The sequence below is a fragment of the Deinococcus gobiensis I-0 genome, from assembly GCF_000252445.1.
In the GTDB taxonomy this organism is placed as follows: Bacteria; Deinococcota; Deinococci; order Deinococcales; family Deinococcaceae; genus Deinococcus; species Deinococcus gobiensis.
The window spans coordinates 1,744,721-1,770,570 of sequence record NC_017790.1 but is presented as its reverse complement, the minus strand read 5'-3'; the positions used below and the strand labels follow the sequence as shown (position 1 = coordinate 1,770,570).

28 protein-coding genes are annotated in these 25,850 nt (G+C 73.2%); 20 read left to right on the top strand and 8 right to left on the bottom strand.

Annotation, left to right across the window (positions count from 1 at the left end):
- Window positions 1-96: 96 nt before the first annotated feature.
- From DGO_RS08335 to DGO_RS08290, 10 genes are all read left to right on the top strand, one after another.
- Entirely contained in the window at window positions 97-1,149 is a 1,053-nt protein-coding gene (locus tag DGO_RS08335; RefSeq protein WP_014685054.1) for a 3'(2'),5'-bisphosphate nucleotidase CysQ, read from the top strand.
- Window positions 1,150-1,160: 11 nt separating this feature from the next.
- Complete coding sequence (locus DGO_RS08330; RefSeq protein ID WP_043803544.1) at window positions 1,161-1,736, top strand: GNAT family N-acetyltransferase; 576 nt, start codon at window positions 1,161-1,163, stop codon at window positions 1,734-1,736.
- A gap of 36 nt (window positions 1,737-1,772) precedes the next feature.
- On the top strand, window positions 1,773-2,690 hold the full coding sequence (locus DGO_RS08325) for an NAD(P)-dependent oxidoreductase (protein WP_014685052.1): 918 nt from the start codon (window positions 1,773-1,775) through the stop codon (window positions 2,688-2,690).
- Between the two features lie 140 nt (window positions 2,691-2,830).
- Complete coding sequence (locus DGO_RS08320) at window positions 2,831-3,715, top strand: NAD(P)-dependent oxidoreductase (protein WP_043801679.1); 885 nt, start codon at window positions 2,831-2,833, stop codon at window positions 3,713-3,715.
- Entirely contained in the window at window positions 3,712-4,587 is an 876-nt protein-coding gene (locus tag DGO_RS08315; protein ID WP_043801675.1) for a DegV family protein, read from the top strand. The genes DGO_RS08320 and DGO_RS08315 overlap by 4 nt, the downstream gene beginning before the upstream one ends.
- 86 nt (window positions 4,588-4,673) lie before the next feature.
- Window positions 4,674-5,360, top strand: a complete 687-nt coding sequence (locus tag DGO_RS08310; RefSeq protein ID WP_043801672.1) for a cytochrome c biogenesis CcdA family protein — start codon at window positions 4,674-4,676, stop codon at window positions 5,358-5,360.
- The gene (locus tag DGO_RS08305) at window positions 5,345-6,022 is read left to right on the top strand and encodes an ABC transporter ATP-binding protein (protein ID WP_226991323.1); all 678 of its coding nucleotides are present in this window, start codon (window positions 5,345-5,347) and stop codon (window positions 6,020-6,022) included. Before DGO_RS08310 ends, DGO_RS08305 begins: the two co-directional genes overlap by 16 nt.
- A 45-nt stretch (window positions 6,023-6,067) precedes the next feature.
- A complete protein-coding gene (locus DGO_RS08300) occupies window positions 6,068-6,757 on the top strand; it encodes a heme exporter protein CcmB (protein WP_043801669.1) in 690 nt (229 codons plus the stop codon).
- Window positions 6,758-6,857: 100 nt separating this feature from the next.
- Window positions 6,858-7,346, top strand: coding sequence for a hypothetical protein (locus tag DGO_RS08295; RefSeq protein WP_014685046.1), 489 nt, complete (start codon window positions 6,858-6,860; stop codon window positions 7,344-7,346).
- Window positions 7,347-7,428: 82 nt separating this feature from the next.
- Complete coding sequence (locus tag DGO_RS08290) at window positions 7,429-8,532, top strand: protease complex subunit PrcB family protein (protein ID WP_043801664.1); 1,104 nt, start codon at window positions 7,429-7,431, stop codon at window positions 8,530-8,532.
- Between the two features lie 50 nt (window positions 8,533-8,582).
- On the opposite strand, the gene DGO_RS08285 is transcribed toward DGO_RS08290, so the two are convergent.
- Together DGO_RS08285 and DGO_RS08280 are read right to left on the bottom strand one after the other, a co-directional pair.
- Window positions 8,583-9,749 carry a trans-sulfuration enzyme family protein gene (locus DGO_RS08285; protein WP_014685044.1) on the bottom strand — a complete coding sequence of 389 codons (1,167 nt, stop codon included), beginning with the start codon at window positions 9,747-9,749 and terminating at the stop codon, window positions 8,583-8,585.
- Window positions 9,750-9,865: 116 nt separating this feature from the next.
- Complete coding sequence (locus DGO_RS08280) at window positions 9,866-11,482, bottom strand: alpha-amylase family glycosyl hydrolase (protein WP_043801662.1); 1,617 nt, start codon at window positions 11,480-11,482, stop codon at window positions 9,866-9,868.
- A 95-nt stretch (window positions 11,483-11,577) separates the two neighbouring features.
- Here DGO_RS08280 and DGO_RS08275 point away from each other — a divergent pair, with 95 nt between their 5' ends.
- From DGO_RS08275 to DGO_RS08260, 4 genes are all read left to right on the top strand, one after another.
- Window positions 11,578-12,423 (top strand): PhzF family phenazine biosynthesis protein, encoded by an 846-nt coding sequence (locus DGO_RS08275; RefSeq protein WP_014685042.1) that lies wholly within the window; start codon window positions 11,578-11,580, stop codon window positions 12,421-12,423.
- Between the two features lie 57 nt (window positions 12,424-12,480).
- Window positions 12,481-13,095: a hypothetical protein gene (locus DGO_RS08270; RefSeq protein WP_043801661.1), complete on the top strand. Its 615-nt coding sequence runs from the start codon at window positions 12,481-12,483 to the stop codon at window positions 13,093-13,095.
- Window positions 13,096-13,180: 85 nt separating this feature from the next.
- Complete coding sequence (locus DGO_RS08265) at window positions 13,181-14,203, top strand: ATP-binding protein (protein ID WP_014685040.1); 1,023 nt, start codon at window positions 13,181-13,183, stop codon at window positions 14,201-14,203.
- Window positions 14,204-14,526: 323 nt separating this feature from the next.
- Window positions 14,527-15,666, top strand: a complete 1,140-nt coding sequence (locus DGO_RS08260; protein ID WP_014685039.1) for a vWA domain-containing protein — start codon at window positions 14,527-14,529, stop codon at window positions 15,664-15,666.
- A 20-nt stretch (window positions 15,667-15,686) separates the two neighbouring features.
- Here the strand turns inward: DGO_RS08260 and DGO_RS08255 are convergent, their stop codons facing one another.
- From DGO_RS08255 to DGO_RS08245, 3 genes are all read right to left on the bottom strand, one after another.
- Window positions 15,687-16,562 carry an intradiol ring-cleavage dioxygenase gene (locus DGO_RS08255; protein WP_145975277.1) on the bottom strand — a complete coding sequence of 292 codons (876 nt, stop codon included), beginning with the start codon at window positions 16,560-16,562 and terminating at the stop codon, window positions 15,687-15,689.
- A gap of 137 nt (window positions 16,563-16,699) precedes the next feature.
- Window positions 16,700-17,344 carry an ATP phosphoribosyltransferase gene (hisG, locus tag DGO_RS08250; RefSeq protein ID WP_014685037.1) on the bottom strand — a complete coding sequence of 215 codons (645 nt, stop codon included), beginning with the start codon at window positions 17,342-17,344 and terminating at the stop codon, window positions 16,700-16,702.
- A complete protein-coding gene (locus tag DGO_RS08245; RefSeq protein WP_043801658.1) occupies window positions 17,341-18,519 on the bottom strand; it encodes an ATP phosphoribosyltransferase regulatory subunit in 1,179 nt (392 codons plus the stop codon). The genes hisG and DGO_RS08245 overlap by 4 nt, the downstream gene beginning before the upstream one ends.
- 60 nt (window positions 18,520-18,579) lie before the next feature.
- Here DGO_RS08245 and DGO_RS08240 point away from each other — a divergent pair, with 60 nt between their 5' ends.
- Window positions 18,580-19,164 (top strand): hypothetical protein, encoded by a 585-nt coding sequence (locus DGO_RS08240; RefSeq protein WP_043801657.1) that lies wholly within the window; start codon window positions 18,580-18,582, stop codon window positions 19,162-19,164.
- A 59-nt stretch (window positions 19,165-19,223) separates the two neighbouring features.
- Here the strand turns inward: DGO_RS08240 and DGO_RS08235 are convergent, their stop codons facing one another.
- Window positions 19,224-20,192 (bottom strand): alpha/beta fold hydrolase, encoded by a 969-nt coding sequence (locus DGO_RS08235; protein ID WP_014685034.1) that lies wholly within the window; start codon window positions 20,190-20,192, stop codon window positions 19,224-19,226.
- A 77-nt stretch (window positions 20,193-20,269) separates the two neighbouring features.
- On the opposite strand from DGO_RS08235, the gene DGO_RS08230 reads away from it, so the two are divergent.
- Both DGO_RS08230 and DGO_RS08225 read left to right on the top strand, forming a co-directional pair.
- The gene (locus tag DGO_RS08230) at window positions 20,270-20,836 is read left to right on the top strand and encodes a PadR family transcriptional regulator (protein WP_014685033.1); all 567 of its coding nucleotides are present in this window, start codon (window positions 20,270-20,272) and stop codon (window positions 20,834-20,836) included.
- A gap of 56 nt (window positions 20,837-20,892) precedes the next feature.
- Window positions 20,893-21,477, top strand: a complete 585-nt coding sequence (locus DGO_RS08225; protein ID WP_014685032.1) for a DedA family protein — start codon at window positions 20,893-20,895, stop codon at window positions 21,475-21,477.
- Between the two features lie 53 nt (window positions 21,478-21,530).
- On the opposite strand, the gene DGO_RS08220 is transcribed toward DGO_RS08225, so the two are convergent.
- Entirely contained in the window at window positions 21,531-22,763 is a 1,233-nt protein-coding gene (locus DGO_RS08220) for a MalY/PatB family protein (RefSeq protein WP_043801655.1), read from the bottom strand.
- Between the two features lie 43 nt (window positions 22,764-22,806).
- Between DGO_RS08220 and DGO_RS08215 the strand changes: the two genes are divergently transcribed.
- The 3 genes from DGO_RS08215 to DGO_RS08205 are packed head-to-tail and all read left to right on the top strand — an operon-like array spanning window position 22,807 to window position 24,594.
- Window positions 22,807-23,502 carry a 5'-methylthioadenosine/adenosylhomocysteine nucleosidase gene (locus DGO_RS08215; RefSeq protein ID WP_014685030.1) on the top strand — a complete coding sequence of 232 codons (696 nt, stop codon included), beginning with the start codon at window positions 22,807-22,809 and terminating at the stop codon, window positions 23,500-23,502.
- A gap of 22 nt (window positions 23,503-23,524) precedes the next feature.
- Complete coding sequence (locus DGO_RS08210; RefSeq protein ID WP_050920735.1) at window positions 23,525-23,938, top strand: CidA/LrgA family protein; 414 nt, start codon at window positions 23,525-23,527, stop codon at window positions 23,936-23,938.
- Window positions 23,935-24,594 (top strand): LrgB family protein, encoded by a 660-nt coding sequence (locus DGO_RS08205; protein ID WP_043801653.1) that lies wholly within the window; start codon window positions 23,935-23,937, stop codon window positions 24,592-24,594. The genes DGO_RS08210 and DGO_RS08205 overlap by 4 nt, the downstream gene beginning before the upstream one ends.
- A 142-nt stretch (window positions 24,595-24,736) precedes the next feature.
- On the opposite strand, the gene DGO_RS08200 is transcribed toward DGO_RS08205, so the two are convergent.
- Window positions 24,737-25,831, bottom strand: coding sequence for an NADH:flavin oxidoreductase/NADH oxidase (locus DGO_RS08200; protein ID WP_043801651.1), 1,095 nt, complete (start codon window positions 25,829-25,831; stop codon window positions 24,737-24,739).
- Window positions 25,832-25,850: the final 19 nt, after the last annotated feature.

The window sequence follows — 25,850 nt, the reverse complement described above, 5'->3', positions numbered from 1 at the left end:
ACACTCCGGGGTCAATGCCGGAAACTAGGCAGGCGCGCCGTGGCCGGGCGCGGGGGTGGGCGGCCACCGGCCTCCGGGCTCCTCTATGCTCGGGGCATGTCGCCTTCTTCTCTCCTCGCCCCCGAAATGCAGGTCGCGGTCCGACTGGCGCGGGAGGCGGGCACGCTGCTGCTCGACCACCTGCGCCGGGGGCTGACGGTCGAGCACAAGACCTCCGCCGACGATCCCGTGACCGCCGCCGACCGCGAGGCCTCCGCGCTGATCCTGGCAGGGCTGCACGCCGCCTTTCCGGACGACGCCCTGCTCAGCGAGGAGGAGACGGACGACGACCGGCGGCTGGAGCACCGGCGGGTCTGGATCGTGGATCCCATCGACGGCACGAAGGAATTCACGACCGGCAGCCCCGACTTCGCCGTGAGCATCGGTCTGGCGGCCAGCGGCGAGGCGGTGCTGGGCGTGGTGTATGCGCCCGCGACCGACGAACTCTTCGCGGGCGCGGTGGGGGCGGGCGTGACCAAGAACGGCAAGGCGGCCGGCTTCAGCGCGCGCCCTGACTACGTGATCAGCGTGTCGGGCACCGAGTACCGGCGCGAGCTGCACCGCCAGGGCCTGCCCGGCCTGGCGCCCAGCGGCAGCATCGCCCTGAAGCTCGCGCGCATCGCGGCGGGCGAGGCCGACGCGACCTTCACCATGAGCCCGCGCAGCGAGTGGGACGTGTGCGCGGGCGACGCCCTGGTGCGCGCCTCGGGCGGGCTGCTGCGGCGGCGCGACGGCCGCCCCATCCGTTACAACGGCCAGCGCCCCCACATCGAACAGGGCATCATCGGGGGCCGCCCGGAGGCCGTCGCATGGCTGGAGACCGAACTCGCGGCGCGCGGCCTGCCCACCGCGCACCTGGGGCTGACCCCCGGCGACCCGGCCTGGGCGGTGCTGGACCCGGCCGATCAGGCGGCGCTGGCCGCCGAGCCCGGCGTCTACGTGCGGCACGCGGGCGGGCGCGCGCTCGCGTTGCTGGTCGTGGACCCGCTCAGCCGTGAGGTCCGGCGGGCCTCGGGCGATCCCTTCCACCTCGAACGCCTGACCCGCGACGTGACCCGCGCCCTGGGGCCGCTCGGCTCCGGTGCGCCGGTTCCGGCCGCGCGGCCGTGATGTCTGCGCGCATGGGCAGGCCGGAGGGGGACGGAGAAGCGCCGCCCCGTTCCGGACGCGTGACCCTCAAGCGGGTGGTGGACCTCTCGCCGGGCGAGTGGCGCACGCTGCACTCGTTTTTCCGCAGCCGCGAACTGGCCGACTGGAACGCCGCCAAGCCCATCCGGCTGCCCGAGTGGCTGTTCCGCAAGATCATGACCGAGGAGGAGCAGACCGGCGAGCGCGCGGGCTTCGGCGTGCTGGACGAAACGGGGCGGCTCATCGGCAGCGCCGAGCTGTACGACTTCCGGCCTTCGCCGCCGCTGCGGCCCACGACCGCCACCCTGGGCGTCATGATCGGGCAGCCCGAACTCTGGGGCCAGGGCTACGGCCGCGAGGCGGTGCGGGCGCTGCTGGGCTGGGCCTTCACGGCCTTCGAGCCGCCGCTGGCGCGCGTGCGCCTGACCACCTTCGGCCACAACCGCCGCGCGCAGCGGGCTTTCGCCGCCGTGGGCTTCACCGAAACGGGCCGCACCGAGCGCGACGAGCGCACCGACGTACATATGGAACTCACGCGCGGGGCCTGGGAAAACCTTCAGAAGGGGTAAAGCCCGGCCGGGGCAGGCGCGCCGCACAGTGGGCCTATGCGAGTGCTGCTGCCCGATCTGCCCGAATTTCGCGCCCTGAACGACTCCGGCGAGGTGCTGGGGGCTGACCTGGCCTTCTACCGCTCCGGCGAGGTGCCCGCCGGGGACGCGGACGGGGCGGTGCTGTGGATGGTGGACGGCGAGACGCGCGCCCGGCTGCTGCGCACACCGGGCCTGCAGTGGGCCCTGACGCTGACGGCCGGAATCGACCACGTGCGCGCCGCGCTTCCGCAGGGCGTCGCCCTGTACAACGCCAGCCGCCTGCACGACCGCGCGGTGGCGGTCCATGTGGTCGCCGGGATGCTCGCGGCCGAGCGCGGCCTGGGGGCCTTCCGGGACGCGCAGCGCCGGGGCGAATGGACCTCGCCGCCCACACCCGCCGCCTCGGGCCTGCGGACCCTGGACGGCCTGAAGGTCGTGATCTGGGGTTTCGGGAGCATCGGGCGCATCGCGCGCGACCTGCTCACGCCCTTCGGCGCTCAGGTGGAAGGCGTGCGCTCGGGCACCTCCGGCGCCGAGCGCACGCGCCTGCTCGCGGAGGCCGACTGGGTGGTGCTGCTGCTGCCCAGCACGCCGCAGACGCGCGGCCTCGTGAACGCGGAGGTGCTGGCCGGATTCAAGGCCGGGGCCCGGCTGTCGAACCAGGGCCGGGGCGACCTCGTGGTCACGGCCGACCTGATCGCGGCGCTGCGCAGCGGGCATCTGGGCGGCGCGGTCCTCGACGTGACCGACCCCGAGCCGCTGCCCGCCGGGCACCCGCTGTGGGAAGCCCCCAACCTCCTCGTCACGCCGCACGTCGCCAGCACGACCACCGACCTCGTGGCGCGCGGCGCGGCCCTGACCCGCGACTTTCTCCTCGACCTCGCCCAGGGCCGCGAGCCCGGGGGCCGGGTGGAAGAGGGCCGGGCCTACTGAAGGCGCGTTGCCGCGCCCGCAGACGGCCGTCACCTGTACCGGCCGACAGGGGTCAGGGGTGCGGGCCAGGGCCCGCCGAATATTGAACCCGGTCCAGACCTGTCCGGCCGGGCGAGTGGGCGCTCTAGCCTGAAGGCAGGATGACGAAGACTGCATTTCTGGGCCTGGGCGCGATGGGTGCGCCGATGGCCGCCCACCTCGCCCGGCGCGCGCAGGAGACGGGTGGGCGCGCCCTCGTCTGGAACCGCACGCCGGGCCGCGCCGAAGCGCACGCCTCGGCGCACGGCAGCCACGCCGCCACGCTGGAGGAGCTCGCCTCCGCCGACGTGATCTTCACCTGCCTGCCGACCAGCGCGGAGGTGGACGACCTCATCGGCGCGCTGGAAGCGCAGCTGCGCCCCGGCACGCTGTGGGTGGACTGCACGAGCGGGCACCCCGAAGCGGCCCCCCGCCAGCGCGAGCGGCTCGCGGCCCGCGGCGTGGGCTTCCTCGACGCGCCGGTCAGCGGCGGCACGGGCGGGGCCGAGGCGGGCACCCTGACGGTCATGATCGGCGGCCCCGAGGCCGAGGTCGAGGCCGCGCGGCCGCACCTCGCCTTCGCGGGTCTGGTCGTGCGGGTGGGGGAGACGGGCGCGGGCTTCGCGGTCAAGGCCGTGAACAACGTCCTGCTGGCGGCGAACCTGTGGGTGGCGGGCGAGGGGCTGGCGACCCTGGTGCGCGCCGGGGTGGACGCGGGCGCGGCGCTGGAGGTCATCAACGCGAGCAGCGGGCGCAGCAACGTCTCGCAGAACCTCATTCCCCAGCGGGTGCTGACCCGCGAGTTCCCGGCGACCTTCGCGCTCGGGCTGCTCGCCAAGGACGCCGGCATCGCGATGGACCTCGTGCAGACCGGCAAGGGCAGCGCCCCCGTGCTCGCGCAGGTCGCGGGCCTGACCCGCGCGGCGGCGCAGGTGGTCGGCCCCGAGCAGGACCACACGGCGGCCCTGAAGCTCATCGAGCAGTTCAACGGCGTGGAGATCAAGTGAGCGTGCCCCGGTTCGGGGTGGTCACCGACGGCGGCCTGGACGCCTACGCGGGCCTGAACAACGCTGTGCCGGTCGCGCCCTTCTCGGTCAACTTCGGCACGAAGTCGTACCGTACCTTCGACCTGAGCCGCGAAGCGCTGTTCCGCGAACTCGAAACCAACCCGGTGCACCCGACCTCCAGCCAGCCCAGCCCGCAGGACTGGCTCGCGGCGTTCGGGGCGGCGGCCGAGCGCTCGGGCAGCGCGGACATTCTGGCCGTGACCATCAGCTCGGGCCTGAGCGGCAGCCGCAACGCCGCCGAGCAGGCCGCCGCGATGGCCCCGCACCTGCGCGTGACGCTGCACGACTCGCTGACCCTCAGCGCGGCGCAGGCCTTTCAGGTCCACGCCGCCCAGACGGCGGCCGAGGCGGGGGAGAGCCTGCAGACCGCCCTGGCCTGGATGAAGGCCGTGTCGGACGAGACCGAGCTGTATTTCACCATCGAGACGCTGGAATACCTGCGCCGGGGCGGGCGTATCGGCCGGGTCGCGGCCACGCTGGGGGGCCTGCTGAACCTCAAGCCGGTGGTCACGGTGGACAAGGCGAACGGCGGCACCTACACCAACGTGGGCCGCGCCCGCAGCTACTCGGGCGGGATCGAGGCCGTCGTCACGCAGATCGGGCGCCGGTTCGGCGAGGGGACGCCGCTGCGCCTGGGGCTGCTGTACGGCAACGTCCACGAGGACGCGCCCGCCGCCCTGAAGCTGTTGCGGGCGCACCACCCCGTCGTGTGGTCGGGCGAGGCGGGCGTGAACCCGGTGCTGAACATCCACACCGGGCCGCGCGCGCTGGGCGTGGCCGCCGCGCCGGGCGCGTGGCCCTGGGAACGCTGAGGTCAGGTCAGGACCGGGGCCGGGACAGCCCGCCTTGCCCGGCCCGCTATCCTTCGGGGCGATGAGTCTAGACGTGACCCCAGCCCGTGCTGGCCCAGGCCCTGGCGGCCCCCACCCTGGCCGTGGCGTTCGTGGCCGGGCTGGTGTCGTTCCTGAGTCCCTGCGTGCTGCCGCTGGTGCCCAGCTACCTGGGCGTGATCGGCGGGGCGCGCGCGCCGCTGCTGCGCGCCGCCGGATTCATCCTGGGGTTCGGGCTGGTGTTCATGGCGCTGGGGGCGACCGCCAGCACGCTGGGCGCGGCCCTCGCGCCGCACAAGGCGCTGCTGGCGCAGCTCGCCGGGGTGCTCATCCTGTTTTTCGGGCTGGTGATGCTGGGGGCGCTGCGGCTGCCCTTCCTGATGCGCGACACCCGCCAGCTCGCCGACGCTGGCGGTTACGGCCCGGTGGCGCTGGGCGCGGCCTTCGCCTTCGGGTGGAGCCCCTGCCTGGGGCCGGCGCTGGGCAGCATCCTGGGGCTGGCGGCCAGTACGGCGAGCCTCCAGACCGGGGTCGGGCTGCTCGCGGCCTACACGGCGGGGCTGGCGCTGCCCTTCCTGCTGGCCGCGCTGCTGTGGGACCGCCTGAAGCTGCGGCGCCTGAACCGCTACGCGGGCGTATTCGAGAAGGTCGGCGGCGCGCTGCTGGTCGTGGTCGGGGTGCTGATGCTCACGGGGCAGTTCACGCGCCTGGCGTCCTTTTTCTACAGCGTCATGCCGGCGTGGCTGATCTCCTGACGCCTCCGGCCCAGGTGCAGGCCCACGCCCTCCAGCTGCGCGGCGTGTGGCTGCGCCTGGGTCGGGAGGTCATCCTGCGCGGCGTGGACCTCGACGTGTCGCGCGGCGAGGGGGTCACGTTGCTGGGCGAGAACGGCGCCGGCAAGACCACGCTGCTGCGGCTGCTGGCCTCGGCGCTGCGGCCCACGCGCGGAGAAGGCCGGGTCATGGACTTCGACCTGCGCGACTCGCGGGCGGTGCGCGATCAGGTGCACCTCATGCCGGTGGACGCGGGCCTGTACCCCGACCTGAGCTGCGCCGAGAACCTCGACTTCGCCCTCCAGATGCACCGGGCGGCGGGCGACGTGCCGGGCGCGTTGCGCCGCGTGAACCTGGAGGCCGCCTCGGCGCGGCGCGTGCGTTTCCTGTCGGCGGGGATGCGCAAGCGGCTGGCCCTGGCCCGCGCGCACCTGCTCGCCCGGCCCCTGACCCTGGTGGACGAACCCTTCGCCAACCTCGACGACGCCGGCCGCGCCCTGACCCTGGAGCTGCTGGGTGAACTGCGCGCGCGCGGCGTGACCCTGGTCGTGGCCGCCCACGAGCCCGACCTCGCCCGGCAGGTGGCCCCCCGGGCGCTGCGGCTCTCGGCGGGATTGATCGAGGAGGTGGGGCATGGAGCGTAACATGCAGCATGGGTGTGCGGCCTTCTCCCCGCGCAGGGGGTCGCCATGAAAACGGCCCTGACACTGGCCCTCAAGGACCTGCGCGTGGCCGGCCGCACCCGGGACACGCTGCTGGCGACGGGCTTTTTCGCGGGGCTCGTGCTGCTGGTCCTGGGGCTGGCGCTGGGCGGTCAGGTGGGGCTGCCCCCCGAGCAGGCGGCGGCGACGGCGGCGGGCGCGGTCTGGACCGCCCTGGCCCTCGCGGCGGCGGTGGGCGCGCAGCGCGCCTTCGCGCAGGAGCAGGAGGCGGGCGCGCTCGAACAGCTCCTGCTGTATCCCGGCCCGCACGGCGCGCTGTACCTGGGCAAGCTGCTGGGCGTGCTGGGGCCGCTGCTGCTCGTCGCGGCCTTCACGGTGCCTGCCGGGCTGGTGCTGTTCGGGGCGGCCGGGGCGGGCAACGCGGTGCCGTGGGCGGCCCTGGGCCTGACGACGGTGCTGGGCATCGTGGGGCTGGCGGCGGGCACGACCTTCTACGGCAGCATCACCGTGAACCTGCGCGCGCGCGAGGCGCTGCTGCCCGCGCTGGCCTTTCCGATCCTCGTGCCGGTGGTGATCGCTTCGGTCAAGGCGACCTCGCTGCTGCTGGACGGGGGCTGGTCGCCCGAGGTCGCTGGCTGGCTGGGCTTCCTGGCGGCCTTCGACCTGGGCACCGTCATCCTGGCGACCCTGCTGTTTCCCTACGCGGCCGAGGGCTGATCCGGAGACCGGGCGCGCCAGGAACGACGCCACAAGCGGCCTCCTTCCTCCACCCAAAGGCGGACGAACGGCCGCCCGTGCCCGGCCCAGACTGGACGGCATGAAGTCCTGGTTGTTGGCCGCGTTCGCCGCCCTGAGTGTCCCGGCCGCCTCGGCGTGCCGGGCGGCCCCCGCCGACGTCGCCCTGGCGGAGACGGTGACGGCCCGGACGGCCGGGGTTCAGGGACCGGTGGGGGTGTGGCAGACCGGCGCGTCGCCAAACGGTGGCCCGGCAGCGGCGGACCCGGCCCCGCCGCACGTTGCCGGAGAAGTGGCGGGGCGTCCCCAAAAGCTGGCCACCCGCCGCGAACAGGACGCCGTGCTGGAGCGCGCCGACCAGCTCATGGCGCGGCTGGAGCAGGCGGTGGCCGAGCGCCGGCTCTCGCAGGCGCGCGCCAACCGCTGGCGCAGCGATCTGCACACCGTACGCCGGGACGTGCAGCAGGCCGCGCGGCGACAGGGGGTCGTCAGCGCCGCCGAGCAGGCCGGGTACGACCGGGTCCTGGCCGGAGTCGAGCGTGGCCTGGGCGACCTGCGCGCGCCTCGCTGAGCCGGGGGCGGCCCGCCACGCCACAACCCTTCCTCAAGGTCACCTTCAGGGGCTGGTCAGATTTGGCCCCTAAGCTGGCTTCATGTCCCTTCCCCGTTTGGCGTTTCCTGCCCTGCTGCTGCTGGGCGCCGGTCTGCTGGCCGGCTGCTCGATGACCGGTCCCACCAACCTGCGCGTGCACGAGGTCAGTCTGACGGGCGGCGCCCAGGAGCGCCTCGCGTGGGTGTACGGCACGCTGGGGCAGGGGCAGTCGAGCGCCGGCCTCAAGATCGGCGGCCAGGCCGTGACGCTGCGCGCGCAGGTGCAGGACGACCTCTCGCTGCCCGGAACCCTCAGCGTGGACGGCAAGTCCACCTACCGCCAGCCGCTGGCCGCGACGAGCCAGAAGGTCTCGGTGACGCGCGATACGGCCGGACTGTTCACGGTCGCTCCCCAGAACGGCGCCTCGCTGGCGGCCGTGTACTACACCGACGGCACGAACTGGGTGCGCCTGAGCGGGGTGAGCGGGCGCGTGAGCGCGTCGCCCAGCTCCGGTCTGAGCGGCGCGGGGCAGCTCACCGACGAGGAGGGCGCGGCGCTGGGACGCGCCCTGGCCTCGGCTGGCCGCAGTCAGGGGGGCCTGGCCGTGGCGGTCCTGAACGATCCGCAGACCCCCCTGACCATCGAGCCGGCCGCCACCGAGACGCGCCGCACCGCCCTGTACGTGCTGCCGGGCGTCGTGACGACCCCGGTCGGCAACAACGGCGGCGTGCCCTTCCCCAGTGGCGGCCAGACCACCTCCCCTGTGGTGTCCGGAGGCAACGTGAATTTCACCGAGGTCGCCAGCGGCAGCAATGCCAACGTCGCGGAGGCCGCCGTGCAGGTGGCGAACACCGCCGCCGCCGCGCGGGCGCTGCTGAACGTCGCCTACGGCAACCAGAGCGGCGCCCCCACCGTCCCGGCCCTGAGCAGCGGCGAGACGCTCGTGGGCGTGTTCCTGGGCCAGCGGGCCACCGGGGGCTACGGGGTGCGTGTGGTCGCGGCCAACGCCCAGTCGGGCACCCTGACCCTGACGGTCGCCGTGCAGGCACCCGGCGCCGGCAGCTTCACCACCCAGGCGATCACCAGTCCCTGGACCCTGGTGCGCGTCCGGGGCAGCTTCAGCCAGATCAACGTGGTGGACCAGAACGGCCAGCCGCTGCGCTGAGCATGGCGGGAGAGGGGGCGGAGGGCGCGCGGGCCCCCCGCCCCGACCACTCAGTCCAGCGCCGCTTCGAGGTCGCCCAGCAGGTCGCCGATGTCCTCGATGCCGACCGACAGCCGCAGCAGCTCGGGCGTGATGCCCAGGCGGCGGCGCTCGCCCTCGGGCAGCGGGCGGTGCGAGGTGCCCCAGGGCCACGACAGGGTGGTCATCACGTCGGCCAGCGAGGGCGCCAGCGGAATCCGGCCCGCCAGCGCGCGCACGAAGCCCGGCGCGTCCTCGATCTCGGCGGCGAGCATGCCCCCGAAGCCGTCCGGGAACAGCTCCATCGCGCGGTGGAACTGCGGATGGTCCGACAGGCCGGGGTGATACACGGCCCGCACGCGCGGGTGGTTGACGAGCACGTCGGCGACCGCCTGCGCGTTGCCGCTGTGGGCGCGCATCCGCAGGCCCAGCGTCTTGAGGCCCTGAAGGGTCATCCAGGCGTCGAAGGCCGAGATGGTGCCGCCCAGCCGCAGGAGGCGGGTGCGTGCCTGGGCGATCAGGTCCGCGCGCCCGCACACCACGCCGCCCAGGGCCGCGCTGTGCCCGCTGAGGTATTTGCTCACCGAGTGGGTCACGAGGTCGGCCCCGTGCCCGGCCGGCCGGAAGACGGCGGGGCTGGCGAAGGTGTTGTCCACGCTCAACAGCGCGCCGCGCGCGTGCGCGATTTGTGCCAGCGCGGGCACGTCCGGCACCGTCATGAGCGGGTTGGTGAGGCTCTCGACGTGCAGGACGCGGGTGGTGTCCCGGAAGGCGGCCTCCACCTCGGCGGGGTCGCAGGCGTCCACGAAACTCACCTCGATGCCTAGGCGGGGCAGTTCCTCGGCGAGCAGCGCGTAGGTCACGCCGTACACGCGCGCGTCGGCCACCACGTGGTCACCGGTCTTCAGGAGGCCCAGCAGCGCCGCGCTGATGGCCGCCATGCCGCTCGCGGCCACCAGCGCGGCCTCGGTGCCCTCCAGCCCGGCCAGCGCGCGCTCCAGCGTCGCGGCGTTGGGGGTGCCGTTGCGGTAGTAGAAGCTCGCGGGTTCCTCGCCGCTCATGGCGCGGTCCAGCGTCTCCAGGTCCGGGAAGGCGTAGACGGTGCTCTGGTAGATCGGCTCGACCAGGGGCGTGCTGCCGGCCGGCCGGGCCTCCTCGCCCGCACGGGCGGCGCGGGTGGTCAGGTCGTAGGGGGTCATGGCGGCAGGCTAGAGCATCCGGCGGGGGGAGGGGAAATCGGCCGGGCACGGACGCGAGGGGACAGGGGTGAAGATGTTCCTTTCGCCCCCGTCCCCTCGCGTCCGTGCCCGGTGCCTCAGCCGCGCAGAATCCGCGCCTCGTGGGGACGCAGGGCCGCGCCGCGCTCCGGGCGGTCGCCCAGGCTGCTCAGCAGGGTGTCGCCGCCGGCCAGCCCGGCCACGTCCGCTGCCTCGCCGCCGAAGTTCAGCAGGACCACCACGCGCTCGCCGCCTCCGTGTTCAGGCATGCGTTCGTAGGCGAACACGTCGGCGCCGGGCGTTTCCAGGCTGCGGTAGGCGCCGCCCACCAGCGCGGGGTACTCGGCGCGCAGGCGGGTCAGCGCGCGGAAGTAGTTCAGGTCGCTGGCCGGGTCGCCGTCCTGAGCGGCCACGTTCACAGCCGGGTAGTCGTCGGCCAGCGGCAGCCAGGGCGTGGCCCCACCGGGCGCGAAACCCGCGTTGGCGGTGGCGTCCCACTGCATCGGCGTGCGCTCGGGGTCGCGCCCGGCTTCCGGGCTGTCGGGCTGTTGCAGGGCGGCGGGGTCCACCAGACGGTCGGCGGGCACGTCCACGTCGGTCATGCCGATCTCGTCGCCGTAGTACACGGTCGGCGTGCCGCGCAGGGTCAGCAGCAGCGTCTGCGCCACGCGGTACTGGTCGGCGCCCAGACGCGACTTGAAACGGTGCTGGTCGTGGTTGCCCAGCACCCAGTTGGGCCAGCTGTGGCGGAGGCGGCACTCGGCGTCGTAGCTGTCGGCAAAGCCGCGCACGAGTTCCGCCGTCCAGCCCTGGAGGATCAGGTGGAAGTTGAAGGGCAGGTGCACCATCGGCTCTTCGGCGGTGCCGGCATAGGGCAGCAGCTTGACGACCGGCAGGTAGATCTCGCCGACCATCATGCGGTCGTCGAACTCGTCGAGCACGCGGCGCATCTCGCGGATGTACTCGTGCGTCTCGGGCTGGTCCTGGGTGTGGATATGGTCGAGGCTGGCGTGTTCCACGTCGCCGGGCTTCCAGTCGGGGTTGACCGGCTCGTCGCGGAAGTCCTCGTCCTCGGCCAGTAGCCAGATCACGTCCACCCGGAAGCCGTCCACACCCCGGCGCATCCAGAAGCGCAGCACGTCGAACATGGCCGCCCGGACCGCCGGGTTGCGCCAGTTCAGGTCCGGCTGGGACGGCAGGAACTGGTGCAGGTAGTACTGCCCGCTCGCCTCGTCCAGGGTCCAGGCGGGGCCGCCGAAAAAGGACTTCCAGTTGTTGGGCACGCCGCCGTCCTGTGCCGGGTCGCGCCACACGTACCAGTCGCGCTTGCCACTCTCCTTGCCCGTCAGCGACTCCCGGAACCAGGCGTGGTCCGAACTCGTGTGGTTGGGCACGTAGTCGAGCATCACCTTCAGGCCCAGGCGGTGCGCCTCGGCGACCAGGGCGTCGAAGTCGTCCAGCGTGCCGAACAGCGGGTCGATGTCGCAGTAGTCGGCCACGTCGTAGCCGAAATCGCGCATGGGGCTGGTGAAGATGGGCGAGAGCCACACCGCCCCCACGCCCAGGCTCGCCACGTAGGGCAGCCGCGCCGTGATGCCGCGCAGGTCGCCCACGCCGTCGTCGCCGCTGTCCTGAAAGGAGCGCGGGTAGATCTGGTAGATCACGGAGCTCTGCCACCACTTGAGTTCGCCATTCAGCGGGCCGGTCTGGGTCATGGAAGGCAGCGTAGCAGAAAATCCGGCCTGACTGAATCGTTTCAGTTCAGATGTGGTAACTCCCCCCATCGGGGCGGATGTGCTCTCTTTGGCCCATGAGTGACCCTGCCCCGGCCCTGCCCACCCTCTACGACGTGTTCACGCCGCGCGGGACCGGCGGGGGCAAGCGCGTGGCGGTGTTCGGGGACGCGGCCGGCGACCTGCAGGGCCGCGCGGCGGCGGCCGGCGCCCCCCTGAGCGTGTTCGTCGGGGCCTGCGGGCTGGAGGGCGCGGCCCTGCGCGTCTTCACGCCCGAGCGCGAGAAGGGCGAGAGCGACTCGGCGAGCGTGGCGGCCCTGACCTACCTGCAGGGGCGCGGCGCGGTGAGCGACGTGAGCGACGTGCTGGGCGGCCCGCAGCCGGTGCCCGCGCAGCTGTGCGGCGGCGAGTGGCTGCTCTCGCAGGGCGTGGCGGAGGCGACGGCCGCCGCACTGCCCGCCGGGGACGCGGCCGGCCTGCCCTCCCCCCGCGCCGTGCACCGCGCCTCGGCCGGGCGGCCGAACCTGTGCGTGGAGGTCGCCTCGCTGGCCGAACTGGACGCCTGGGTGCCCGCGCCCGGGGCCGTGGAGGCGTTGGGGCACGCCACCGGCACGACCGGCCTGATCGTCTACGCCCTGGAGGCCCCCGCCGAGGGTCCGCAGCGCCGCGCCGACGTGAGTTTCCGGGCTTTCGGGCCGCTGCGGGGCTTTGCCGAGGACGCCGCGAGCAGCAACATGTTCGCCTGCCTGGTGGCGGTGCTGGGAGTGGGCGAACGCCTGCCGCCGGGGGCCAGCGTGGTGCGCGGCGCGCAGCGGAGACCCGGTCAGCCGGCGCTGCTCACGGCGCAGTTCTCGCAGGCGGGCGAGCCGGTGTGGGTGGGGGGCGCGGCCGCCGCTGTCCTGGCCGGAGACGGGAGGGCGTAAACCTCCGCATAAGCCCGCCTCATCCTCTCATGAGAACTGAGGGCTAGACTTCATTTCATGTTCGAACGCGAAGAAAACCACTTTCCCGTCAAGCGCCTGCTCGTTCTGGGCGCGCTCGTCGGTGCCGCCGCCTACTACTTCAGCCGCGAGCAGAACCGCAAGGCCCTCGACGCCAAGCTCTCCGAGCTGGGTCTGAAGGACGCCGCGCACGACGTGGGCGAGAGCGTCGCCAAGGGCTGGGAGAAGACCAAGGACGCGGCCCAGAGCGCCGGGGCCGTCATCGCCGACAAGGCCGAGGACGTGAAGGACGCCGTGTCGGGCGGCGGCGTGCAGGCGGGCGTGGACAAGGTCAAGGAAGTCGCGGGCGACGTGAAGGACGCCGTGAGCGGCGCGGCGGCCCAGGCCAAGGACGCGGCCGGCGACGTGGCCGACAAGGCCAAGGACAAGGCGCAGGACGTGGCCCCCAAGGTCCAGAACGCGGCCCAGGACAAGGCCGACGAGCTCAAGGACGGCGCGCGTGACGCCGCCCGTGACGCCAAGAACACCGCCAACGACCTGAAGAACCAGGCCAAGGACGCGGCGGCCGACTTCAGGAACGACGCCAAGGACGCGGCCCAGAATGTCAAGAATGCGGCGCAGGACGCGCAGCGCGACGCCCAGCGCAAGCTGTAATCTGGTCTTCCGTGTGGCCCGCCCCTTCCTGCCGGAGGGGGCGGGTTCGCCGTGCGCCGTGTAGCCTGAAGTCCAAGGAGTACGCATGACCCTGACCCCCCAAGAATTGCAGACCTACCTGTCGGCGCTCGTGCGCGGACACCTGAACATCGCCACCATGATCTGGGGGCCGCCCGGCGTGGGCAAGAGCAGCGTGGTCGCGCAGATCGCCCGCGCGCACGGCCTGGAGTTCGTGGACGTGCGGCTCTCGCAGCTCGCGCCCACCGACCTGCGCGGCCTGCCGGTGCCCGAGGCGGACGGCCAGGGCGGCGGCGTGAGCCGGTGGTATCCGCCCGAGTTCCTGCCGCGCGCCGGGGCGGGCATCCTCTTTCTGGACGAGGTGAACATGGCCCCGCCCACCATGCAGGGCATGGCCCAGCAGCTCATCCTCGACCGCAAGGTGGGCAGCTACGAGCTGCCGGACGGCTGGTTCGTGTGGGCGGCCGGCAACCGCAAGGAGGACCGCGCCAGCGTGTTCGACATGCCCGCCCCGCTCGCCAACCGTTTCCTGCACCTCACGGTGCGCCCCGACTTCGACTCGTGGCGCTCGTATGCCCTGGGGCGCGGCCTGCACGAGCACGTCATCGCCTTCCTGACCTTCCGGCCCGAGCTGCTGCACCGCCTGGACCCGCAGCAGCCCGCGTGGCCCAGCCCCCGCGCCTGGGAGATGGCCGCGCAGCTGCACCGCGCCGGGCTGGACGTGTCGCCCGCCATCGGGGAGGCGGCGGGGGCCGAGTTCGCGGCTTTCGTGCGGCTGTTCGAGCAACTGCCCGATCTGGGCGTGGTCCTGAAGGGCGGCGGCGCGGGCCTGAAGCTGCCGGCCGAGCCGAGCGTGCGCTACGCGGCGGTGGTGGGTCTCGCCGCCCGCGCGCAGGACGCCGACGAGGCCTACCGCGCCTTCACCTGGCTGGCCGACGCCGCCGGTCCCGAGTGGCTGCAACTGTACGTCGCCACGCTGGTCAGCAAGTTCCAGGCCATCGGGCAGCTCGGGGACCTCGCCGCGCTGCTGGGCCGCGACGAGCGTCTGGGCGCGCTGGTCCAGGAGACCCTGGCGCTGGCGGAGGGCTAGGCGGGACGTGGAAGGGGTGGCCGGGCTGACCGCGCTGTGTTGCGTGCTCCTGCCGAGCTTGTTCCAGGTGCGTGGGCTGCGGGGCGCGCGGGTCCAGGACTGGAGCTTGGGCCTGAGCCCGGGCTGGGCTTCTGTGTCCTGCGGGCCGTTCCGCCGCTCCTGACCTTGCCCCTCCCCGCCCTGCCGAACTGGCGCTCGCCCCCCGGTCTGCCGGGCTGGACGCCTCCGGAGACCCTCCGATTCCGCAGACGGCCCGCCCGGTATCGCCCCCATGTCCGGCCGCTTGTACCGTCTTCGTCCCCTCTTGTTCAGGAGCCCTGCCCATGACCCAGCCAGTTCCGATCACCCCTGAATTCCAGCGCCTCATCTCGGGCGCGCGCGTGCGGCTGCGGGGGCGCTCGGCCTTTTTCGCCACGCTGCTGCTGCACGCCGAGTTCGTGCCCTCGCGGGAGGTGGTGGCGGCCAGCACCGACGGCGAACGGGTCTACGTGAACCCGGAGGTGGCCGCCAGCCTGCCCGCCGACGTGCTCGACGGCCTGCTGCTGCACGAGGTCCTGCACGCCGCGCTCTCGCACGTGCCGCGCCGGGGTCCGCGCGAGAAGAAACGCTGGAACCGCGCCGCCGACCTCATCGTGAACGGCATGGTGGCGGCGGCCGGGCTGCCCACGCCGCCCACCTTCATCCGCGACGAGCATCTGGAGCGCCTGAGTGCCGAGGAGGTCTATACCTCGCTGGAGGGCCAGCCCGAGCCCGAAGGCGAGGAGGGCGACGACCTGCTCGACGGTCCCCCCGGCGACGCGCCGCCCAAGGAGGGGCAGGGGCAGGGCCGGAACGCCGCGCGCGAGTGGGCGCAGGCGCTCGCGCAGGCCCGCAGCGTCGAGGCCATGAGCGGCGAGCACGGCCACGACCCCCTCGGCGCGCACCGCGAACTCGCGCGGCTGGCCCCGGCCCAGCTGGACTGGCGCGCGCAGCTCTGGCGCTTCCTGGCGCGCACGCCGGTGGATTTCGGGGGCTTCGACCGCCGGTTCATCGGGCGCGGCCTGTACCTGGAGGCCCTCGACGACGAGTCGCTGCGGGCACTCATCGCTGTGGACACCTCGGGCAGCGTGGACGACGCGGCGGTGCGCGCCCTGGTGGGCGAGGTGCAGGGCGTGCTGGGGGCATACCCGCACGTGCGCGCCACCCTGTACTACGCCGACACCGAGGCTTACGGGCCCTACGACCTGCGCCCCGGCGACGACGTGCCCGCGCCGCAGGGGGGCGGCGGCACCGACTTCCGGCCCATCTTCGCCCTGCTGGACGAACAGGAGCCCGACGTGCTGATCTACCTCACCGACGGCTACGGCGACTTTCCGGCGCAGGCCCCGCGCGTGCCGACCCTGTGGGTGGTGCCGCCCGGCGGCCTGGAAGACGAGGGCTTTCCCTTCGGGGACGTGCTGCGGCTGGAGGAGGGGACGGCCTAGGCCCTTTGCTCCCGGCTACCTCAGCGGGCCAGGCCCACCGTCAGGTTGGCCGTGTACCCGGCCGAAGGGTTGCCCGTTACCGCCGCCATCTGGGTGCTGTATCCGTCGCTGAACACGTTGTCGCGGGCCAGTGAGATGCCGTTCAGGTTGCCCAGGCTGGCCGGATAGTCGCCGGTCGCGTACACCTCGCGGCAGGTCGCCTCGGGCAGCGCGAGCTGCGAAGTCTGGATCTTGCTGCTGGCCGAGGTGGCGACGGCCAGCGACGGATAGATCTCGAAGTGGATGTGCGGCCAACGCCCCGCGTAGCAGCCCGGAAAGACGGTCTGGAAGGTGACGGTGCCGTCAGTGCCCGCCACCTGCACGCCGCGCAGGTAGTCCTCGCCCACGGTGCCGGCGCTGTACAGCGAATAGTTGCCGTCGGCGGTGCAGTGCCACAGGTACACGGCGTAACCGGCGAGCGCCGCGCAGCCCGCACCGGTGTTCACCAGCTTGAGGTTGAGGGTCAGCGGGAAGCCCGCCGCCGTATGGCCGGTGCCCAGGCTGGTGCGCAGGTCACGCCGCACGATGCCCGAGCGGGTCAGCACGTTCAGCGACTGGCCCGAGGCCACCGAGCCGTCGGCAGGGTAGGGACCGGCCGTCTCCTGGGGAATGGCGGTGGGGCAGTCCTTTGTGCCGCTGCCCGCGCCCGTCCCCGATCTGTCCGCAGCCGCGCCGCAGCCCACCAGCACCCCGATCCCCAGCAGGCCCATCGCCAGGACGCGGCGGCGGTCCAGGATCGGCCGCCCCAGCATCCCCAGGTCGGCACTCAGGCCCAGGTCGTTGAAGTCGTCGTGGTGGTCGTGGTCGTCGGCGGGGTAGGGGGCGAGGGTCTGGGCGGCGGGGCGATGTCCGGTCATAGGCGTTCCTCCTGAATGTCCCCACCCGGCGGCGGGGGCGACTGGTCAGGAGTGTGGCGGCGGCCTGTGCAGGGACCGTGCAGATTGTTCGAAGAAGGGTGTGCCGCGCGCCGGCCCGGCCAGGAGCCGCGAAAGGCTCAGGCCCCGGCGGGCACGGCCAGTTCGCGCAGGCGCTCGATGAGGGGGCGCAGGCGCTCGCGGCGCAGCTTCAGGGCGGCGCGGTTCACGATGAAGCGGGCGCTGGAGTGGAACAGCACGTCCACCTCCTCGAGGTTGTTGGCGCGCAGGGTGCTGCCGGTCTGCACGAGGTCCACCACCGCGTCGGCCAGACCGGTCAGGGCCGCGAGTTCGATGTTGCCGCTGAGCTTGACCGTCTCGGCCGGGATGCCGCGCGCGTCGAGATACTCGCGGGCCATGCGCGGATACTTGGTGCCCACCCGCCGCACCGGCCCGGTGGCCCCCACCTCGCGGATGAGCGAGAGGCGGCAGGCCGCGAAGCCCAGGTCCACCGGCTCGTAGACCGACCGGCCCGATTCGAGCAGCACGTCCTTGCCCACGATGCCCGCGTCGGCCACGCCGAGGTCCACGTACACCGGCACGTCCTGGTTGCGCAGTTCCAGCACGGTCACGCCGGGAAACTCGTGGCGCAGGGCGCGTGAACCTTCTGGCACGCTCATGGGCAGCCCGGCCCGGGACAGCAGCGCCGTGGCCTCCTGCATGATGCGGCCCTTGGGCAGCGCGAGGATGAGGTGGCCGGGCGCGCGCGCAGGAGCCGGGGTCATGCGCCCACCTCCCACGCGGCGGCCATCTGCGGCCCGCGCAGCGCCCGCCGGATGCCGCGCGCCGCGCAGTACGCGCGCAGCTCGGCCTCGTCGGCGGTCCAGGCGAGTTCGGCCCGCAGGCCGGTGTTCCGGGCCGCGCCCGCCGCCGCGAGGTCCAGGGCCAGCACCGTCTCGGGTTCGGGGGGCACGCCCGGCGGCAGGGCGCGTACCAGCCGCTCCAGGCCCACCGCGAAGCCCGCGCCGGGCAGCCCGCCCTCCAGCGCGTAGCGCCCGCCGCCCAGCAGCGGCTGATTGATACCGTCCACGTAGGCCCGGAAGGTCAGGCCGGTGTAGTAGTCGTAGCGGCGGCTGACCCCCAGGTCGTAGAGGAGTGGCCCGCCGAAGTGCGCCGCGACCTCGCGCAGGTGCGCCACCGCCGCGCGCGCCCGCGTGCCCTGGGCCATGCCGGCGGCGGCCTCCAGCACCTCGGGGCCGCCGTACAGGTCGGTCAGGGCGTGCAGGGTGCGCGTCACCTCGCGGTCCAGGCCGCGCCCCCGCGCCAGCAGGTCCAGGTCCGCCCCGCTCTTGCGGTCGATGGCGCCGTGCAGCGCCTCGCGCGCCTCGCCGTGTACCCCGGCGTCTTCCAGCACGGCGTCCACGAACCCGGGAAACCCGACCTCCAGCAGGGCGTTCACCCCCACGGCTTCCAGGGCGGCCTGGGCCAGCGCGAGCAGTTCGGCGTCGGCCTGCGCAGTCGCCACCCCGATCAGCTCGGCGCCGACCTGGGTAAATTCGCGCAGGCGGCCCAGCTCGCTCGTCTGGGCGCGCAGCCACAGCCGCCCGCCGTACTGGAGCCGCAGCGGAAAGGGCCCCTGCGGGTAGTGCGCGCGCGCCAGCCGGCCCAGCGCGGTCGTGAACTCGCTGCGCAGCGCGAGCACCTGCCCGCCCGAGTCGATGAGCTTGAAGGCCCGGTCGCCCAGCGGGTGCCCGTGCGCAGCGTATTCCAGGGCGGGCAGCTCGACGCCCTGGTAGCCCCAGCCCAGCAGCAGGGCCGAGAGCTGCGCGCGCAGATGTTCGCGCCTGGACCACTCGGCCGGCAGCACGTCGCGCGTGCCCTCGGGCACCGGAGCGAAGCGGCCGGAAACGGAGGCGGAGGGCGGGGAGGCGGCGGGGGCGGACGAACTCACGCCGGGCATTGTACCGGCAGACGGTCAGGGGGCCGCCTGCCAGGGGCCGGCCCCGGTATACTCCTGCCCATGCGCCTTTCTCCGCGCCTGAGCGCCCTCCCGCTGCTGACCCTGCTTTCGCTGGGCCTCGGCGGCTGCTCGCGACCGACCGACACCTTCACGCCGCGCGTCGTCATCGGTGGCCCGGCGGGCGGCGCGGTCAGCCAGGACCGCACGCCCACCGTCCGGGGCTACGCCATGGACGACGTGGGGGTCACGAAAATCACTGTAGACGGCAAGGCCATTCCCATCCAGGCGGGCAGCCGCAAGATCGCCGCCTTCAGCTTCCAGCCGGCCCTCCAGGGCAACCGCGCCCAGTACACCGTGCGCGCCTACGACGCGGCGGGCCATGTCGGCGAGCTGAGCGGGTCGGTGCGGGTGGACGTGCAGCGGCCGCAGATCCAGGTCACGGGCCTGGAACGCAGCGGCCGCCAGATCCGCGTGAGCGGGGTCGCCAGCGACGACGGCGGCGTCACGGCCATCAGCGTGGACGGCCAGTCGCTGGGCATCCAGCCCGGGACGCGTGTGGCCTTCAGTGGCCAGACCAGCGGGCTCTATGCCGACATCACCGTGCGCGACGCTGCCGGCAATACCGCCACGCTGCGCGCGCGGTAGGAGCGGATGCACGGCGGGGACGGAAAGACAGCATTTCCCGTCCCCGCCGGACCCGGCGCCTACTTCGCCTCGGCCCAGAAAGTGTCGAGCGCCCGGCGCACCTCGGGCAGTTTCTCGAACTGCGGCAGGCCGTCGGTGTCCGGAATCCGGACGACCTTCGCGCCCGCCTTCTGCGCGAACAGCGGCAGGCGGTCGAAGGACACGAAGCCGTCCTGGTCGTACAGCACCAGCGTGGGAATGTTCAGCTTGCTGTACAGGTCGCCGTAGGCGTCGGCCCCGAACAGGCGGCCACTGATGAAGTACAGGGGCGCGTACTTGGCCCCCGGCTGCCGCGAGGTCTCGGTGGAATAGTCGATCACGTCGCCCGGTACGGGTCCCCGGAAGCTGCGGCTCAGGAAATACTGGATGCTGGGGCGGGTCCGGATGGCGCCGTACAGCAGGTCCCCGACGCTGTTCAGCCGGTTGTAGAGCGCCGCGCCGCCGTCTTCCTCCGCGGCCCGCTGGGTGCCGCCCCGGGGCTGCCCGAACCCGCTGGGGCTGATCAGCGCCAGGGTCCGGATGCGGCTGTCCTGCAACGCGGCGCGGGCCACGAACTCGCTGCCCAGGCTCAGGGACACCACGTCCACGTCTTCTCCCAGTTCGTCCACGAGCGCGCGCAGTGCCGACGCCATCAGCTCGGGCGTGTAGGTCACGTCGGGGCGCGCGGAGCTGCCGAATCCCGGCCATTCCAGCGCGTACACCGGGCGCGTGCCGGCGTAGCTGTCCCACAGCGGCTTCATCTCGTAGGCGCTCGCCGCCGCGTTGACCGAGTGGGTCAGGACCAGCGGCCGCCCGGTGCCGCGCGGGTCGGCGTAGTAGTTCACCCGGCCGAATCCGGGCAGCAGCAGCGAGCGCCGTTCGCCGCTCAGGGCGGGGCGCAGCGAAACCGTGCCGTCGGGGTTCGCGGTCTGGGCCGGGGCGCAGGCGCTCAGGAGCAGGCCGCCCGCGAGGACGGCGGCGGCGATGACGAGTAGACGCTGGGTTCGCATGGGAAGACCTCCTGGGTCGGAGCCGCAATCGTGCTCGACTTCAGATTAGTCACAACTGACTAATCTAAAATGAGTGCATGCTCACCGAAGTCTTGACCTCCCCACCCCCGGACGACGAGCGGACCCTGCTGCTGCTGGGCCTGCTCACGGTCCAGGACCGCCACGGCTACGAGATCAACGACTTTATCGAGCGCACCCTGCACCACGTCATCTCGCTGAAAAAGGCGACGGCCTACCAGCTGCTCGAACGCCTGGAAGGACACGGCCTGATCGGAAGCCGGGTCGAGCAGCACGGCCAGCGCCCCAACCGCCGGGTCTACCACATCACGCCGGCCGGACAGGCGCGCTTCGGGGAGATGCTGCGCGAACAGCTCGCCCGCGAGGAAGCCCTGATCCTGACGGGCAACGTGCCGGTCATGTTCGCCGAGAACCTCACGCCCGGCGAGACGCTGGAGGCCCTGCGCCGCCGCCTGGAGGGCGTCGAGGCCCGGCTGCGGCTCTACGACACCTACAACCTGCCCTGCACGGTCGGCGTGGGGCTGGCGATGGAGCGCATCCGCGCCCTGACCCACGCCGACCGCGAGTGGCTGGCGCGGACCATCGCCCGCCTGGAACGGTCGGCTCCCGCGCAGCCCGCGCCCTAGGCCTCCACCTTTCGGGGTATGCCCGTGCCCGGCGCGGCCCGCTAAGCTGGGCCACTATGGAGCAGTTCACCCACGCCATCCTCAGCGCGTCCTATCTGGGCATCTTTCTGGTCGTCTTCGCCGAAACGGGGCTGCTGCTCGGCGCGGCCCTGCCCGGCGACAGCCTGCTCATCCTGGCGGGCATCGCGGCGGCCTCGGGCCAGCTCAGCCTGGGCGGCGTGATCGGCGTGGTCGTCGCCGGGGCGATCCTGGGCAGTCTGGTGGGCTACCTGCTCGGGCGGCGCTTCGGCCCCGCCATCTTCAGCCGCCAGAATTCGCGCCTCTTCAAGCCCGAATACCGTGAGCGGGCCGAGGAGTTCTTCGCGCGTCAGGGCCCGGTGTCGGTGATGCTGGCCCGCTTCATGCCCTTCGTGCGCGCGGTAGTGCCCACGCTGGCGGGCATCAGCAACATGCCCTTCGGCCTGTACATGTTCTACAGCGTGCTGGGCGCGCTGCTGTGGGGCGCGGGCCTGCCTGCCCTGGCGTACTTCTTCGGCCAGCGCATTCCGGGCCTGGACCACTACGTCCTGTTGATCGTGGCGGCCGTGCTGGTGCTGAGTGTGGTGCCGCTGCTGATCAAGGCGGCGCAGGCCCGGCGCTGAGGCGTAGAGGCCCGGGCCGCGCAGATGCGGCCCGGGCCCCTGCGCCCTGTCGGCTATTCCTCCCCGGTCCGGACTTCGGGGTTCAGGGCGGCCGCGAGGCGTTCCAGGCCCCCGGCGAGCAGCGCGCGGCTGGTGGCGAAATTCACACGGACGAAGCCCTGGTACTGCGGCTTGAGGGCCTCGGGCGCGAAGACGGGGCCGTTGTGGACCGCCAGCCCCGCCTCGTCGAGCAGCACCTTCTGGATATCGTCCGCGCGGGGGTGCGCCCGCAGGTCGATCCAGGCGAGGTACGTCGCTTCGGGCGAGAAGACGTGCGCCCAGGGCAGGTGTTCTCTCACGAACTCCACCAGGAAGTCGCGGTTGCCGCGCAGGTACGCGACCGTGTCCTCCAGCCAGGGACCGCCTTCTTCGAGCGCCGCGAGCCACATGGTGATGCTCAGGGCCGAGGGGTGGCCCATCAGGCCGGTCGCGGGGGCCATGACGCGCGTCACGAGTTCGGGCGAGTGGCCCACCAGCACGCCGATGCCCAGGCCCGCCGTGTTGAAGGCCTTGCACGGCCCGGTGACGGTCACGGTGCGGTCCCGGACCGCCGGATCGGCCGCGAAGGACTCGAAGGGGGCGTCCGTGTAGCGCAGGTCGGCGTGCAGCTCGTCGGAAATCACGAACAGGTCGTGGCGCAGCGCGAATTCGCGCAGCAGCCGCAGCTCCGCAGCGTCCCACACGCGCCCGCTGGGGTTGTGGGGATGGCACAGCATCATCAGCCGGGCGCCCTGCGCGGCGGCCAGCTCCATCGCGTTCCAGTCGATCTCGTCGCGCTCTGCCCCCGCCTGGAGCGGCGCTGCGGCCACCACGCGCCCCAGGTCGGTGATCGCCAGATGGAAGGGATGGTACACGGGCGTCATGGTGATGACCGCCTCGCCCGGCGCGCTCAGGGCGTTCACGGCGGCGTACAGGCCCGGCACCACCCCCGGCAGGAACTTGAAGCCCTTCTCGGGCAGGTCGGTCAGGCCGTTCCCGGCGAGGCGCGTCTGAAGCGCCCGGACGAGCCGGGGGTCGCCCGCGAGCTGCGGGTAGCCCAGGCCCGATTCCAGCCGCGCGCGGAGCGCCCGCAGGATGGGCGGCGCGACCGGATAGTCCATGTCGGCCACCCACATCGGCAGGGTGCCTTCCGGGAAGGCGGTCCACTTCAGGCTGTCGGGGTGGCGCAGCGCCGCCGGGTCGAGGTCGTCGTAATTGACCGCGTTGGGATGGACCGGATCGGGGTGGGCCGCGTCGGGAGGGGTCATGCCCGGCAGGATAAGCCCTCAGCGGCGCTATGCTGCCGGGCAGATGCTGGCGATTATCGGGGCGATGGATGAAGAGATCGAGTTGTTGCTGGGCGAGCTGCAAGACCGTGAGGACCTGAGTTTTCCCGGCGCCACGCTGCACCGGGGCGTGCTGGACGGCGTGCCGGTGCTGCTCACGCGCGGCGGCATCGGCAAGGTGAACGCCGCCATGACGACCGCGTGGCTGCTCTCGCAGGGGGCCAGCCGGGTCATCTTTACCGGTGTGGCGGGCGGCGTACATCCGGAGCTGCGGGTGGGCGACATCGTGGTGAGCACCGACCTCGTGCAGCACGACGTGGACGTGACCGCCCTGGGCTACGACCGGGGCACGGTGCCCGGTGAGCCGCCCGCCTGGGTGGCCGACGAGACCCTGCGCGCCCTGGCCCGCGAGGCCGCCGCCGAGGTGGAGGGCGTGCGCGTGACCGAGGGGCGCGTCGCCAGCGGGGACCAGTTCGTCGCCTCGGTGGGCGAGGTGGGGCGGCTGTGGCGCGACTTCGGGGCCGCCTGCGCCGAGATGGAGGGGGCGGCGGTCGCGCAGGTGTGCGCCAAGGCGGGCGTGCCCTTCGTGGTGATCCGCAGCGTGAGCGACACCGCCGACCACGACGCCAAGGTGGACTACCGCACCTTCATGCCCCTCGTGGCCCGCCATGCCAAGCAGGTCGTGCGCGGGATGCTCGCCCGCCTCGCCGCCCAGGCGTAGGCCGCCCCCGGCCTCCCCGCCCGTGACCGCCTCTGCCCAGGCCCTGCCGCCCGCACTGCGTTTCGTGCTGGGCCTGGGCATCCTGCTGGCCTTCGCGGCGCTGGGGCAGGCGTTGGCCGCCGGGCTGCGGCTGCCGCTGCCGGGGTCGGTGCTGGGCATGGTGCTGCTGTGGGCGGCGCTGGGGGTGGGGGCCATCCGCCTGCACTGGGTCGCCCCCGCCGCCGACGGGCTGCTGGGCGTGCTGGGGCTGCTGTTCGTGCCCGCGACGGCCGGCGTCGTGGACTACCTCTCGGCGGGCGCGCAGTGGGGGCTGTGGCTGCTGGTGATGGCCTCGGGCCTGCTGCTGGGGGCGGGCGTGGCCGGGCTGCTCGCCGCGCGGCTGGTGCGCCCGGAGCCGGCCCCCCCGGAGCCGGCCCCCCCGGAACGCTCGGCGTGACCTGGCTCGCGCTGACGCTGCTGGCCTTCGTGACCGGCGTGCTGGCGCAGCGGCGCACGCGCTCGGTGCTGGCCAACCCCACCCTGATCGCCACGGTAGTCGTCGGGGCGGCGCTGCTGCTCTCGCGCACGCCGTACGCCGCCTACGCGGGCGAGGTCCGGCCCCTCTCGGCGCTGCTGACCCCGGCGGTCGTGGCGCTGGCGGTGCCGCTCTACCGGCTGCGCGCCCTGCTCGCGCGGCAGTGGCGCGCGCTCGTGCTGGGGGGGCTGGGCGGCACCCTGACCGGCGTCGTCGCCGACACGCTGTTGCCGCGGCTGCTGCGCCTGTCGTCCGAGGCCCAGAGCGCCCTAATGACAGCGCCCGCCACCAGCCCGGTCGCGGTGCAGCTCGCGGCCGTCACGCACGCGCCGCCCGCCCTGGCGGCCACGCTGGCGGTGCTTTCGGGCCTCATCGGCGCGCTGATCCTGCCCCCCGTCCTCGACCGGCTGGGGGTGCGCCATCCGCTGGCGCGCGGGGTGGCGCTGGGCAGCGTGGCGCACGGCATCGGCACCGCCCGCGCCCGCGAGGAAAGCGAGGACGCGGGCGCGGCGAGCAGTGTGGGTATGGGGCTGGCCGCGCTGGCGGTGACGCTGGTGGTGGCGCTGCTGGCGGGGTAGGGCCGTTCTCCGCAGTCCGGCACCGGAGCAAGGGCCTTCCCATCCATCCGCTGCTTCTCAGGCTTGTCCTGCTTGACCGAATTCACCCTCTTCGCTCCGCCATCAAGAGGGCCTTCCTGAGGACAACGGCCCTGACTCCGGCTCAGGAGGACGTGGGCCAGCCCGCGCGGCCGTAGGGCAGCGGCAGCTGGGGCGGCAGGCCCAGGGCGCTCGCGGCGCGGTGCGGCCAGTGCGGGTCGCGCAGAAAGGCCCGCCCCAGCGCGATCAGGTCGGCGTCGCCGTTCTGGAGGATGCCCTCGGCCTGCTCGCCCGTGTCGATCAGGCCGACCGTCATGACCCCGAGGTCGGGCACCTCGCGGCGGATGTGCGCGGCCAGGGGGGTCTGGTAGCCGGGGCCGGGCGTGATCTGCTGCGCGGGGGTCAGGCCGCCCGTGCTCACGTCCAGCACGTCCACGCCCTCGAAGCGCAGCAGCCTGGCGAGCGCGGTGGTCTGCTCCAGGTCCCAGCCGCCCTCGGCCCAGTCGGTGGCGCTTACGCGCACGAACAGGGGCAGGTGCATCGGCCACACCTTGCGCACGGCGCGCACGACCTCCAGCGTCAGGCGCACGCGGTTCTCGAAGCTGCCGCCGTACTCGTCGCTGCGGGCGTTCGAGAGCGGCGAGAGGAATTCGTGCAGCAGGTAGCCGTGCGCGGCGTGGATCTCGACCACGTCGCAGCCGGCCATCTGGGCGCGCCGGGCCGCGTCGGCGAAGGCCTGCACGACCTGCGCGAGATCGGTGGCGGTCATGGCGCGGGGCTGCGGGTAGGTCTCGTCATAGGCGTTCGCGTCCGGCCCCAGCACCTGCCAGCCGCCCTGCGCGGCGGGGACGGCCCCGCGCGTCTTGTGGCCCGGCCCGTAGGTGCTGGCCTTGCGCCCCGCGTGCGCGAGCTGCACGCCGATGCGCCCACCGTAGCGGTGCACGAAATCCACGATGTGCCCGAGCTGGACCATCTGCTTGTCGTCCCACAGCCCCAGGTCGTCGGGGGTGATGCGGCCCTCGGGGACCACGGCCGCCGCCTCGGTCAGGATCAGGCCCGCGCCGCCCAGCGCGTACTGACCCAGGTGGGTGAGGTGGAATTCGTTGGGCATGCCGTTTTGCGACGAATACATGCACATGGGCGAGACGACGATGCGGTTGGGCAGGGTCAGCCCAGCGATCTTGAGGGGGGTGAACAGCAGCGGAGCTTCGCCAGTCATGCCGACGAATCTAGGTCAA

What these genes read in the sequence shown, in the direction of transcription:
- DGO_RS08335 (WP_014685054.1), top strand. Translation starts at nt 97, where the DNA reads ATGTCGCCTTCTTCTCTCCTCGCCCCCGAAATGCAGGTCGCGGTCCGA.
- DGO_RS08330 (WP_043803544.1), top strand. Translation starts at nt 1,161, where the DNA reads ATGGGCAGGCCGGAGGGGGACGGAGAAGCGCCGCCCCGTTCCGGACGC.
- DGO_RS08325 (WP_014685052.1), top strand. Translation starts at nt 1,773, where the DNA reads ATGCGAGTGCTGCTGCCCGATCTGCCCGAATTTCGCGCCCTGAACGAC.
- DGO_RS08320 (WP_043801679.1), top strand. Translation starts at nt 2,831, where the DNA reads ATGACGAAGACTGCATTTCTGGGCCTGGGCGCGATGGGTGCGCCGATG.
- DGO_RS08300 (WP_043801669.1), top strand. Translation starts at nt 6,068, where the DNA reads ATGAAAACGGCCCTGACACTGGCCCTCAAGGACCTGCGCGTGGCCGGC.
- DGO_RS08295 (WP_014685046.1), top strand. Translation starts at nt 6,858, where the DNA reads ATGAAGTCCTGGTTGTTGGCCGCGTTCGCCGCCCTGAGTGTCCCGGCC.
- DGO_RS08290 (WP_043801664.1), top strand. Translation starts at nt 7,429, where the DNA reads ATGTCCCTTCCCCGTTTGGCGTTTCCTGCCCTGCTGCTGCTGGGCGCC.
- DGO_RS08285 (WP_014685044.1), bottom strand. Translation starts at nt 9,749, where the DNA reads ATGACCCCCTACGACCTGACCACCCGCGCCGCCCGTGCGGGCGAGGAG.
- DGO_RS08280 (WP_043801662.1), bottom strand. Translation starts at nt 11,482, where the DNA reads ATGACCCAGACCGGCCCGCTGAATGGCGAACTCAAGTGGTGGCAGAGC.
- DGO_RS08275 (WP_014685042.1), top strand. Translation starts at nt 11,578, where the DNA reads ATGAGTGACCCTGCCCCGGCCCTGCCCACCCTCTACGACGTGTTCACG.
- DGO_RS08270 (WP_043801661.1), top strand. Translation starts at nt 12,481, where the DNA reads ATGTTCGAACGCGAAGAAAACCACTTTCCCGTCAAGCGCCTGCTCGTT.
- DGO_RS08265 (WP_014685040.1), top strand. Translation starts at nt 13,181, where the DNA reads ATGACCCTGACCCCCCAAGAATTGCAGACCTACCTGTCGGCGCTCGTG.
- DGO_RS08260 (WP_014685039.1), top strand. Translation starts at nt 14,527, where the DNA reads ATGACCCAGCCAGTTCCGATCACCCCTGAATTCCAGCGCCTCATCTCG.
- DGO_RS08255 (WP_145975277.1), bottom strand. Translation starts at nt 16,562, where the DNA reads ATGACCGGACATCGCCCCGCCGCCCAGACCCTCGCCCCCTACCCCGCC.
- hisG (WP_014685037.1), bottom strand. Translation starts at nt 17,344, where the DNA reads ATGACCCCGGCTCCTGCGCGCGCGCCCGGCCACCTCATCCTCGCGCTG.
- DGO_RS08245 (WP_043801658.1), bottom strand. Translation starts at nt 18,519, where the DNA reads ATGCCCGGCGTGAGTTCGTCCGCCCCCGCCGCCTCCCCGCCCTCCGCC.
- DGO_RS08240 (WP_043801657.1), top strand. Translation starts at nt 18,580, where the DNA reads ATGCGCCTTTCTCCGCGCCTGAGCGCCCTCCCGCTGCTGACCCTGCTT.
- DGO_RS08235 (WP_014685034.1), bottom strand. Translation starts at nt 20,192, where the DNA reads ATGCGAACCCAGCGTCTACTCGTCATCGCCGCCGCCGTCCTCGCGGGC.
- DGO_RS08230 (WP_014685033.1), top strand. Translation starts at nt 20,270, where the DNA reads ATGCTCACCGAAGTCTTGACCTCCCCACCCCCGGACGACGAGCGGACC.
- DGO_RS08225 (WP_014685032.1), top strand. Translation starts at nt 20,893, where the DNA reads ATGGAGCAGTTCACCCACGCCATCCTCAGCGCGTCCTATCTGGGCATC.
- DGO_RS08220 (WP_043801655.1), bottom strand. Translation starts at nt 22,763, where the DNA reads ATGACCCCTCCCGACGCGGCCCACCCCGATCCGGTCCATCCCAACGCG.
- DGO_RS08215 (WP_014685030.1), top strand. Translation starts at nt 22,807, where the DNA reads ATGCTGGCGATTATCGGGGCGATGGATGAAGAGATCGAGTTGTTGCTG.
- DGO_RS08200 (WP_043801651.1), bottom strand. Translation starts at nt 25,831, where the DNA reads ATGACTGGCGAAGCTCCGCTGCTGTTCACCCCCCTCAAGATCGCTGGG.